This window comes from Peribacillus asahii (assembly GCF_004006295.1).
In the GTDB taxonomy this organism is placed as follows: Bacteria; Bacillota; Bacilli; order Bacillales; family DSM-1321; genus Peribacillus; species Peribacillus asahii_A.
Genome location: NZ_CP026095.1, coordinates 313,778 through 325,000 on the forward strand (window position 1 = coordinate 313,778; position 11,223 = coordinate 325,000).

Here is an 11,223-nt window from a genome sequence, read left to right on the forward strand (position 1 = left end):
TGAGTTCAGCCGAACTAATAAGGTAGTTGTTTAGGTGATTACAGCTCCTTTTTTATACTATTATGGTATATATCGTCAGTGTAGAAATGATCTTGAAACAACTGCCGATTTTAGGGGAATAGGATAAGTGCAACTACGCATCTATCTGCCTGAAGATGAGCCAATTGGTGAATTTTCTTTATACGAGGTAAAGTACAACCTCCGTCACATTTGTTGTAATTTGAACAAGAACCGTTGCAACATGCACAGATAAATTTAATGATATTAAAAGGAGCACGAACACATTGACATTGTTTAGCGAATTAGGATTAGATAGAACGTCTATGAAATCAATTGAAAAAATGGGATTTGAGGAAGCGAGTCCGATTCAAGCTCAAACGATTCCGTTAGCGCTTGAAGGGAAAGATATTATCGGTCAAGCTCAAACTGGAACAGGTAAAACAGCAGCATTTGGTATTCCGTTAATGGAAAATATCGATATAAATGACGAGAATGTACAAGGAATTGTCATTGCTCCAACACGTGAACTTGCGATTCAAGTTTCTGAAGAACTCTTCAAACTTGGCTACGGAAAACGAGCGCGTGTACTAGCGGTATATGGTGGTCAAGATATCGATCGTCAAATCCGTGCTTTAAAGAAAAAACCACATATTATTGTTGGTACACCAGGTCGTTTACTTGACCATATTAAACGTAAAAACATCCGTTTAGGCAATGTACACACAGTGGTACTTGATGAAGCAGATGAAATGTTAAACATGGGATTCATTGAAGATATTGAGTCTATTTTGTCTACTGTTCCAGAAGAGAGACAAACATTGTTATTCTCAGCAACAATGCCTGACCCAATTCGTAAAATCGCAGAAACATTCATGCAAAATCCAACGCTTGTACGTGTAAAAGCAAAAGAAATGACAGTTGACCGTATTGAGCAATACTATGTCGATTTAAGAGAAAATGAGAAGTTCGATACGTTAGCGCGTCTTCTTGATATTCAAACACCAGAGCTTGCGATTGTATTTGGTCGTACAAAGCGTCGTGTGGATGAACTGTCATCTGCTTTAAATATCCGAGGTTATATGGCTGAAGGAATTCACGGTGATTTAAGTCAAGCGAAGCGTTTGTCTGTGTTAAAGAAATTTAAAGAGGGTAACATTGATGTATTAGTTGCAACAGACGTAGCGGCACGTGGTTTGGATATCTCAGGTGTTACGCACGTGTATAACTTCGATATTCCTCAAGATCCAGAAAGCTACGTTCACCGTATTGGACGTACTGGACGTGCAGGTAAACATGGTGTAGCGATTACATTTGTTACTCCGAGAGAAAGAGGTCAATTACAAGCTGTTGAACATACAACGAAAAAGCGTATGGTGAAAATGAAGACACCAACTTTGACAGAAGCGTTAGAAGGACAACAAAAAGCTGTTACAGAAAAAATTCAAAACACAATTGAAAATGAAGATCTTTCCTTATACCTTGCACAAGCAGAGGAGTTAATGCAAAAGCATACAGCGGTTGATTTAGTAGCTGCAATGTTGAAAACATTAACAAAAGAGCCGGATCAAACGCCTGTTAAATTAACAGATGAAGCACCAATGCCAATGCGTCGTGATCGTAACCGTGGCGGCAGCTCTAATAATAGAAATCGTAACGGACGCAGCTCATCTGGCAGAAAAGATTTCGGTGCTAAACGTTCGAATAACCGTAAATCGAATGGTCATGGCAACCGTAGCTCTAGCCAAAGACGTGAAAAACAAAGCCATTAATAATAAGGCTGGACAAAAGCTTATAACAAAAGAATAAATCAAGTTTACGGCCTTTCCTCGATAATTCAATCGAGGAAAGGCCGTTTTTTTTGTGGAAGAAGTAAAGTTTTTTGGAAAAGTACAAGAAAGTATAACATTCTTAAATCGTTTTAGTGTTTAGCTCCAGGCTCCATCACTTTGCTTAAAAGTATAGTGAAGTAAAAATAAAAGAAAAAGAAGTGAACAAATAGATATAGTATACTGAAGGGGAGTAGTGTGAAAATAGGATTTTTCTCATGGGAAGGAGTGAATTCATGGAGCTGCAGAACCAAATATCAACGAGGGCGTTAAAGGTATGGCGCATCATTGGTTTTTTGGAATGTTTGATTACGTGGATTATTACGATTGCTGTACTTGTGTTAACCATTATATTTGATTGGACACCTTGGATTATTGGGGGGCTAATTGTATTATCGGTCATTCAGCCATACTTAGGGATCTACCTATTACCTTTAATTAAGTGGCGCCGTTTTCGTTATGAAGTGCGAGAGACAGAAATTGAAATTCAAAGAGGGATTTTTGTCATTAAGCGGACGCTTGTACCGATGATTCGTGTTCAGCATGTAGAAACGAACCAAGGTCCTTTTTTACGTAAATATGATTTAGCGTCAGTGGAAGTATCAACTGCAGCGACTGTACATACGATTCCGGCTCTTGATTTACAGGAGGCGGATGAATTGAGGCAATATATTTCGAAAATGGCAAGTGTGGAGGAAGAAGATGTCTGAACCGAAACGATTGCATCCGATTGCTATGTTGTTGAATGTGATAAAGGCCATTAAGGATATGCTTGTTCCGATTATCATTGTTGTTGTCTTTGGAGGGGATAAGGATGGATTAGCGGGGACGATTCAATTGGCCATCTTAGGTAGTATTTGTTTATTTGTTATTGTGACAGCTATTATTGAATGGTTTCGATTTACCTATCGTATTGAAGATGGTGAATTAAGGATTGAATCGGGTGTATTTGTCCGAAAAAAACGTTATATTCGCTTTGAACGAATACATAGTATTGATGTATCAGAAGGGATTATTCAGAGGCTGTGCGGGCTTGTGAAAATTAGTATCGAAACCGCCGGCGGTGCTCAAGCAGAAGCGGTGTTATCGGCCATTCGTAAAGAAGAGGCTGAACGATTAAATGAACGATTAGCAGAAGCGAAAAGAAATAAAATGCTGGGAGAACAGCCAGAAATCGATTTAGTCGCGGAACCTGTTATTAAGCAAGAGTCTGCTGTGACGTTTAGACTGCAATTTCCAGAGCTTTTCTTGATGGCTGCTACTTCTGGGGCTGTTGGAGTTGTGCTATCTGGGGTGGCTGCTTTTGTTTCGCAGTTTGATGAAATGATCCCATTTGAGCGGTTTGTTGGGGAGTATGAGGATGTATTAGCGCTCGGTACCTTTTTATTGACCGTTTTCATTTTCGTCGCAGTGCTTATTGTATACATGCTTGCGACAATCGGGATGATGTTGAAATATGCTCGGTTTACGGTCGAGAAAAAGGAAGATGAGTTAATTCTTTCAAGAGGTTTACTTGAGAAAAGACAGCTGACGATTCCGTTGAAAAAAGTACAAGGGATTCGAATTATCGAAAATGTGGTAAGACAGCCTTTAGGTTATGCAACGGTTTATTTGGAGTACGCAGGAGGGTCAGAAGCGGATAAAGATAGTCTAAAGGTTATGCTTTTTCCACTTGTGAAAAAGAAACATTTACAAAAATATTTAGAACAATGTCTACCAGATTATGTAGCAGATGTAGAAGTGAAGCCATTACCGGCACGTGCACTTCCGCGCTATATGTTTCGACGGGCCATTTTCTTCATTCCTGTCATAATCGTTTTTATTTATTTTTTCCGCCCTTGGGGATATGTTTCTTTTGTTTTATTGCCAATTAGCATTGGTTGGGCTTTTTTACAATATAAAGCGGCTGGTTGGAATATTACGAATCATCAACTGTTGATGAGAAGGCGAGGGTTATCTAAACAAACGATTTTGTTTCATAAAAGTAAAATTCAATCGATTGAATCAAAAACAAGCTGGGCGCAGCAACGAAAGCAACTCTCTTCTATTTCTGCTTTAATCAAATCAGGAATTGCTTTTCGAGAGGGAGAAGTAAGGGACGTAGAAGCCAAGGATTTTGACGCGGTGCAAACATGGTTTTTAACGAATAGTCGTACGAAATAACAGCAAAACAAACCACTTTCGTTCACATAGCCAAGAATAAAAGAAGCTACTAAACAGTTAGCTTCTTTTATTTACGCCAAAATAGTGGAGCGAGAATGACACCTGCAAGTAAGCCGCCGATATGAGCGACAATGTTTATATTAGGTTGGATAAATGTCATAATAACAGCGATGCCTGTTAGCGTATAAATCGTATGAATTTCATTTTTAGATAAGTGATGCTTTCGAAAACGAGCCATATAGAGGAAAAATCCGAGAATGCCAAAGATCGCTCCACTTGCTCCGGTATGAATGAAGGTAAGTGGTGTTAAGAAAAAGGTAGCAATATTGGCGATAATCCCTGTTACTAGAAAAAAAAGAGCAAACTTTATAGAACCCAGAATTTTTTCAAGTGCTGGACCAAAAATGGCTAGGGAAAACCCATTAAACAATATATGTGTAAACGAGTAATGTAAAAAAGTTGGGGTAAGGAGTCGCCACCATTGACCATCTGCAATGTACAAGTTAACACCTGTTCCGTAATGAATGATATTTCCAAGAAACGATGGAAATAAGGTTAGTACGAATACAATCATCATAAAGAAAATGTAGGAGGTAACAGCAGGAAAACAACGTACATACTGTTGAAAGCTTTCAGTTCTTATAAACATAGATTCTCCTTTTGGAAGATTGAAATGGTTGTACTCATTTTATGAATGTTATGTCTATTATAGAAGGGGTTGTTTAGATGATAAAGGGAATAGGGATTGATATTACAGAAATTCAAAGAATGAAGCAGATTATAGAGCGTCAACCACGTTTTTTCGAACGAATTTTAACAGCTAATGAACAAAGTCGGTATGAGCAGCTGAAGGGAACGCGGCAAATTGAATATATTGCAGGGCGCTTTGCGGCTAAGGAAGCTTTTTCAAAAGCAAATGGAACAGGAATAGGGAAGCACTTGTCTTTTCTTGATATTGAAATTATGGTCGATGAAGCAGGGAAACCCTGCATTACTGCGCCAATCTCCAAAGGAGTCCATTTATCCATTAGTCACAGCAAAGAATATGCCGTTGCTCAAGTCGTCATTGAAGAAGTAGAAGAATCTTAACAGAAGCGCTGTTTTCCTGCTTATCGAGCTTTAACATTTAGTTTGTTGTGCAGAGGATAATGGCTCCTAACAGGCACGGGCCACTTGTTAGTTTCGTTCTAATTCGCTGTATGTGCTTGCCCAAGCCGCTTCCGCTTTTCGAATCATATTTGCTGAGGTTGTCTCATATACTTCTATTGCGATAGAGAGAGACAAGGTTGGGTAAAGCGTAGCGGACTTCAGGTGGGAGATACATCAAGATAAACGCTAAGTCTTAAGGTCCTGCCTTTTCCTCTCTCTTTTATGTTTAAATGACAAAAGGGGTTGAAAAGATGAAGAAAATGGGGATTCTTTTGGCTGGGGTTATGCTGTTGTTGGCTCTCAGTGCCTGTGGTCAGAAATCACAAGCTGATGTTGTGACAGCTTTAAATGAAAAGGTTGAAGAAATGAAAGGCTACAAAGCAAATGCGAAGATGACGTTACAGATGGGGACCGATCCGCAAGTATATAACGTGGAAATTTGGCATAAGAATCCTTCTTTCTATCGAGTGAATTTGAAGAACCAAGAGAAAGAACAAAGTCAAATGATTTTAAGGAATAATGAGGGAGTATATGTTTTAACTCCTGCGTTAAATAAGAGCTTTAAGTTTCAAAGTGAATGGCCTGAGAATAGCAGCCAAGCGTATTTATACGAGTCACTTGTAAAAGATATTACGGAGGATAAAAGTGCGACGTTTAAAGAAGCAGATAACCAATATGTGTTTGAAACAAAAACACGCTATCAAAATAGTAAAATGTTGCCTGTTCAAGAAATTACATTGAATAAAAAGGATTTATCTCCAGTTAGTGTAAAAGTGATGGATCCAGATAAAAATGTGTTAGTTACAGTGGAGTTCTCCAAGGTGAAATTCGATACAACGTTTGATAAAGATGCGTTTGATATGCAGAAAAATATGACAAGTGCTCAGCTTGAGGTAGAAGTGATGGCTGAAGTAAAAGATCAAAATTTCTCTGTTAAATATCCAGCGGAAATGCAAGGTATGAGTTTAACTGATGAACAACGAATTGATACAGAAAATGGAGAACGGGTTGTTTTGACGTATGAAGGGGAAAAGAACAGCTTTACATTAATTCAAGAGAAGGCTGAAGTGGTCCAAACGAAAATCGTTTCGACAACTGTAAATGGAAATCCAGTAGATTTAGGATTTACAGTAGGTGCATTAGCGGATAATATGGTGACGTGGACGTATGAAGGAGTCAACTATACGCTTGCTTCACAAAGCTTATCTCCAGATGAAATGGTAGAGATAGCTCGTACAGTTGGAGTGGAGCCTGTAAAATAGAGTGGAATTTTGAAAACACAGAGGCTGTCCTATTGATGGAGACAGCCTCTATCTTTTGGGACATCGTTGTTGCCTGTAAATGGCCTATATGACATATAGCTCTTTTCCTTTCTGTTAAACCGTTTTAAAATAAAGGAAAACTTCCATCAGTGGGGACCCCGCTTATGGGTAGTTGAACAAGTCGGACAGTTGTGTCCCAGCTTGGGGCAGGAGGTCTTGCTGCCCGTTAAGCATGAAATAAATGGAGAAATAATGAAAGAAGGTTACGTAGTTTGAGTATGCAGGGGTTTCACCGCGATACATGGGCGGAAGTGAATTTAGATTACATTTATGAAAATGTTGTTTCTATGAAAAAAATATTGCCGCAAGATGTAAAGATGTTTGCTGTTGTGAAGGCGAATGCATATGGACATGGTGATTATGAAGTAGCGAATACAGCACTTAAAGCGGGGGCCAATTTTCTTGCTGTCGCTTTTTTAGATGAGGCACTTGCGCTCAGAAACAAAGGAATTACAGCTCCCATTCTTGTGCTTGGTGCATCTAGACCGGAAGATGCCGGTATGGCTGCAGAAGCGCACATTTCTTTAACGGTTTTTAGCCAGGAGTGGCTGGAGCAAGCGAAGCAGTATGTAGGGGAGAAACAGGTTCTTCATGTGCATATTAAATGTGACAGCGGTATGGGGCGAATCGGTGTACGTACTCCGGAAGAATTGCAGGCTCTTGAACAGTGGTTATCGAACGAACTTCGGTTTAGATTTGTTGGAGTTTTTACGCATTTTGCAACAGCTGATGAATTAAATTTATCATATTATCAACAGCAGCTAAATACATTTAAAATGTTGTTATCTTCTTTACGAAAGCTTCCTGAACTTGTTCATGCGGCAAATAGTGCAGCTTCATTACGATTTACAGACCCTTTGTTTAATGCTGTACGTTTTGGGATTAGTATGTATGGGTTAAGTCCGTCTTTAGATATTAAGCAGTTATTGCCTTTTACGTTGAAAGAAGCATTTAGCTTGAAAACAAAAATCGTACATGTGAAACGGTTGAACAAAGGCGATCATGTTAGCTATGGAGCTACTTATACGGCGGCAGAAGAAGAGTGGGTTGCTACATTGCCTATTGGTTATGCGGATGGCTGGATTCGTAAGCTGCGTAGCCAGGATGTAATTGTTGCAGGTGAAAAGGCGCCGATTGTCGGCCGAATTTGTATGGATCAGTGCATGATTAAGTTGTCTCAACCACTTCCCATTGGGACAGAAGTGACGTTAATTGGTGAAAGTGATGGGTTAGCGATTTCAGTAGATGAGATTGCCGCGACATTAGAAACGATTAATTATGAAGTGACGTGTATGATAGCGGCGCGTGTACCGCGTGTATATAGGCAGAATCAACAAGTATCACATGTCCGTAATACGCTCTTGGATGATTGATTTTGTAAAAAATTACAAAAATGTGAATAATATTTATTGCGGTTCGCTGATAATAAGTCAGAGGATGGAATATACTCTTTGCAGATAGGTATTTTAATGGTAATATGGAAAAGGTATATAGACTATGGTGTGTAGTGATGGTGGAGGTGTATGCTTGTGTCTGAATCCGGCGCAACAAGAGAGATAATAATTCGATTACCTCAAAATGTATTAACTGAGTTAGACGGGTATGCGAGTGAAGAAAACGTTAATCGCAGTGAGTTTATTTATCGTGCCACGACTATGTATCTTCGTAAAAAGAAAGAATTTCGGGAATCAATGAAACGTGGCTATATTGAAATGGCGGCCATTAATTTAACAATCGCTTCTGAAGCATTTCAGGCTGAATATCCAGAATATGAAGCTGAACATGCTGTCGAGCGATTAGCTAGTGGAGGCTGAGCCATTGATTGTTGTTAAGCGTGGTGACGTATACTTCGCAGATCTTTCTCCAGTTGTCGGCTCAGAACAAGGTGGAACCCGTCCGGTACTCATTCTTCAAAATGATATCGGAAATCGCTTTAGTCCGACAGTGATTGTGGCAGCCATTACAGCTCAAATTCAAAAAGCAAAATTGCCAACACATGTGGAGATTAATGCGAAAAAATATGGATTCGAGCGAGATTCCGTTATTCTTTTAGAACAAATTCGCACGATTGATAAGCAACGCTTGACAGACAAAATTACGTATCTCGATGAAACAATGATGCAAAAAGTAAACGAAGCTTTACAGATTAGTTTAGGTTTGAAAGAATTTTAGAGAAAAATGAATTCCTATAGCAGGATGCTATTATATATGTTCTTTTTTATAAATAAAGACTAGGCGATTCCGGTTAACGACACTGGGGTCGTTTTTTTTTTTTTTTGCCAATTAACATTTGATTAGGAAATAGAGCCGATGCCCGTAATGAATTGGTTGAGCTAATCATTCATAAGGAGAGAGCGGATTAGTGGTTCGCGTTTTACTTTATTCCACTCTTAACGGGCAGTAAGACCCCCACTGATGGAAGTTTTACTTTATAAAAATGTTCTTCTAGATAGTGAGGTTCGCAACGTATGGATATATTTGCTAGACTGTATATAAGAATGTAAAAGCTTGGGGGAAGAACATTGATGATACAAAATGAATTAGTGAAGCAAATAGCTGTAGAATTAACTTTGAAAAGTCATCAAGTGCAAAATGTTATCAATATGCTTGAAGAGGGCAATACGGTTCCGTTTATTGCTCGATATCGGAAAGAGATGACGGGGGCACTTGATGAAGTGCAAATTCGTTCAATTATGGAACGGTGGAACTATTTAGAAAATTTAAATCAGCGAAAAGAAGAAGTTATTCGTTTAATTGAAGAGCAGGGGAAGTTAACGCCAGAGTTAAAACAGCAGATTGAAAAGGCGGGCAAGCTGCAAGAAGTAGAGGACGTGTATCGTCCGTATAAACAAAAAAGAAGAACAAAAGCAACCGTTGCTAAGGAAAAAGGATTAGAGCCGCTTGCTGATTGGTTGTTAGGTTGTCATTCTAATCCAGCTGTTGAAGAAAAGGCAGTTGAGTTTCTTTCAGAAGAAAAAGAAGTGCGATCTGTCGAAGAGGCGATTTCGGGAGCCAGGGATATCATTGCAGAACAAATTTCTGATGATGCCGAGCTGCGTAAATGGATTCGTTCATCCATCTTTAAAACAGGAAAAATCGTTTCAACTGTGAAAAATGAAGAAAAAGACGAAAAGAAAATTTTTGAGATGTATTATGAATATGAAGAGCCCGTCCAAAAAATTGTCCCGCATCGCGTATTAGCGCTTAATCGTGGTGAAAAAGAAGATGTGTTACGAATCTCTGTGCATCCTGTAACGGATTCTATTATTCAATACATTGAGCGTAACGTAATTACGAAACCGCATACAGAGTCAGCGGCTATATTGAAGGAATCTATTGAGGATAGTTTCAAACGCCTTATTATGCCATCTGTTGAACGGGAAATTCGTAAAGAATTAACAGAGAAGGCGGAAGATCAAGCCATTCATATTTTCTCAGAAAACTTAAGGAATTTATTATTGCAGCCGCCATTAAAGGGGAAGGTTGTATTAGCGGTCGATCCTGCATATCGGACAGGCTGTAAGTTAGCTGTGATTGATGAAACAGGGAAAGTATTAGAGGTTAGTGTCATTTACCCACATCCGCCTGTTTCGAAGCGAGCAGAAGCAAGGGAAAAAACAATAGCTATCTTGCAAAGATTTGCAGTAGAAATTGTTGCAATCGGAAATGGAACGGCCTCAAGGGAAACAGAACAGTTTATTGCAGATATTTTAAAAGAAGTCGAAGGCAGTCTTTCTTATATTATTGTAAATGAGGCAGGAGCGAGCGTTTATTCTGCATCTGACATTGCTCGTGAAGAATTCCCGAATCTCCAAGTGGAAGAGAGAAGTGCGGTTTCGATTGGCAGAAGACTTCAAGACCCGCTTGCAGAATTGGTGAAAATTGATCCGCAGTCTGTTGGTGTCGGTCAATACCAGCATGATGTTTCACAGAAAAAACTTTCAGAGTCGCTTTCTTTTGTTGTAGAAACGGCTGTGAATCAGGTAGGCGTGAATGTTAATACGGCTTCTCCTTCACTCTTGCAATATGTAGCAGGTTTATCAAAAACAGTCGCTCAGAACATTGTTAAGAAAAGAGAAGAGGAAGGGAAGTTTACGAGCCGAAAAGAATTGAAAAACATCCCTCGACTCGGAGCGAAAACGTATGAACAATGTATCGGGTTTTTGCGAATTTTGAATGGGAGTGAACCACTCGATCAAACTGCTATTCACCCAGAGAATTATAGTGCCGTTAATAAGTTGTTAAAGAAAATAAGGTTTACTTCAGTAGAATTAGGTAGTGAAGCGTTAAATGAGGCGCTAAAAAACTTAGATTTAACCTTATTAGCAGAAGAGTTAGAAGTTGGCGAGATGACGTTAAAAGATATTATTGATGACTTAATGAAACCCGGACGAGATCCACGTGATAATTTAGCGAAGCCGCTTTTGAAGCAGGATGTGTTGAAAATAGAAGATTTACAAGTGGGGATGGAGTTACAAGGTACGGTACGAAATGTTGTTGATTTTGGCGCCTTCATTGATATCGGTGTGAAGCAGGATGGGCTTGTGCATATTTCGAAACTAAGCAATCGTTTTGTTAAACATCCTCTAGATATCGTAGCGGTTGGAGATGTTGTAACGGTTTGGGTCGATCAAGTTGATGTTCAAAAACAACGGGTGGCTCTAACGATGCTGCAACCAAAAGATCAAGGTTAATTTTTTGAAAACATCTTCAGGGTGAAGGTGTTTTCTTTATCATTGGAGAACTATGAGCGAAGGCTGTCA

11 protein-coding genes (1 of these 11 running past the window's edge) are annotated in these 11,223 nt (G+C 39.2%); 9 read left to right on the forward strand and 2 right to left on the reverse strand.

Going from position 1 to position 11,223, the window contains the following annotated elements; genetic code table 11:
- Positions 1-284: 284 nt before the first annotated feature.
- The 3 genes from BAOM_RS01670 to BAOM_RS01680 all read left to right on the forward strand — a co-directional run bounded on the left by BAOM_RS01670 (position 285) and on the right by BAOM_RS01680 (position 3,989).
- Complete coding sequence (locus BAOM_RS01670) at positions 285-1,769, forward strand: degradosome RNA helicase CshA (RefSeq protein ID WP_180319811.1); 1,485 nt, start codon at positions 285-287, stop codon at positions 1,767-1,769.
- Between the two features lie 293 nt (positions 1,770-2,062).
- The gene (locus tag BAOM_RS01675) at positions 2,063-2,536 is read left to right on the forward strand and encodes a PH domain-containing protein (RefSeq protein ID WP_127758799.1); all 474 of its coding nucleotides are present in this window, start codon (positions 2,063-2,065) and stop codon (positions 2,534-2,536) included.
- Positions 2,529-3,989, forward strand: a complete 1,461-nt coding sequence (locus tag BAOM_RS01680) for a PH domain-containing protein (RefSeq protein WP_127758800.1) — start codon at positions 2,529-2,531, stop codon at positions 3,987-3,989. The genes BAOM_RS01675 and BAOM_RS01680 overlap by 8 nt, the downstream gene beginning before the upstream one ends.
- 67 nt (positions 3,990-4,056) lie before the next feature.
- On the opposite strand, the gene BAOM_RS01685 is transcribed toward BAOM_RS01680, so the two are convergent.
- Entirely contained in the window at positions 4,057-4,638 is a 582-nt protein-coding gene (locus tag BAOM_RS01685) for a rhomboid family intramembrane serine protease (protein ID WP_127758801.1), read from the reverse strand.
- A gap of 77 nt (positions 4,639-4,715) precedes the next feature.
- Between BAOM_RS01685 and acpS the strand changes: the two genes are divergently transcribed.
- The 6 genes from acpS (at position 4,716) to BAOM_RS01715 (ending at position 11,154) form a co-directional block, all read left to right on the forward strand.
- Positions 4,716-5,078 (forward strand): holo-ACP synthase, encoded by a 363-nt coding sequence (gene acpS, locus BAOM_RS01690; protein ID WP_127758802.1) that lies wholly within the window; start codon positions 4,716-4,718, stop codon positions 5,076-5,078.
- Positions 5,079-5,389: 311 nt separating this feature from the next.
- Positions 5,390-6,400: a LolA family protein gene (locus tag BAOM_RS01695; protein WP_127758803.1), complete on the forward strand. Its 1,011-nt coding sequence runs from the start codon at positions 5,390-5,392 to the stop codon at positions 6,398-6,400.
- A gap of 278 nt (positions 6,401-6,678) precedes the next feature.
- Positions 6,679-7,833 carry an alanine racemase gene (gene alr / locus BAOM_RS01700; protein WP_127762404.1) on the forward strand — a complete coding sequence of 385 codons (1,155 nt, stop codon included), beginning with the start codon at positions 6,679-6,681 and terminating at the stop codon, positions 7,831-7,833.
- Between the two features lie 156 nt (positions 7,834-7,989).
- Positions 7,990-8,274 carry a CopG family ribbon-helix-helix protein gene (locus BAOM_RS01705; RefSeq protein WP_119118988.1) on the forward strand — a complete coding sequence of 95 codons (285 nt, stop codon included), beginning with the start codon at positions 7,990-7,992 and terminating at the stop codon, positions 8,272-8,274.
- 7 nt (positions 8,275-8,281) lie between these two features.
- Positions 8,282-8,632, forward strand: coding sequence for a type II toxin-antitoxin system PemK/MazF family toxin (locus tag BAOM_RS01710; RefSeq protein WP_119118987.1), 351 nt, complete (start codon positions 8,282-8,284; stop codon positions 8,630-8,632).
- A gap of 353 nt (positions 8,633-8,985) precedes the next feature.
- Positions 8,986-11,154 (forward strand): Tex family protein, encoded by a 2,169-nt coding sequence (locus BAOM_RS01715; RefSeq protein WP_127762405.1) that lies wholly within the window; start codon positions 8,986-8,988, stop codon positions 11,152-11,154.
- Positions 11,155-11,204: 50 nt separating this feature from the next.
- On the opposite strand, the gene cmpA is transcribed toward BAOM_RS01715, so the two are convergent.
- On the reverse strand, positions 11,205-11,223 hold the final stretch of the coding sequence (gene cmpA, locus BAOM_RS01720; protein ID WP_119118989.1) for a cortex morphogenetic protein CmpA. 101 nt of this gene lie beyond the right edge of the window; only the last 19 of its 120 coding nucleotides appear in the window; its start codon lies beyond the right edge, outside the window; it ends in the stop codon at positions 11,205-11,207.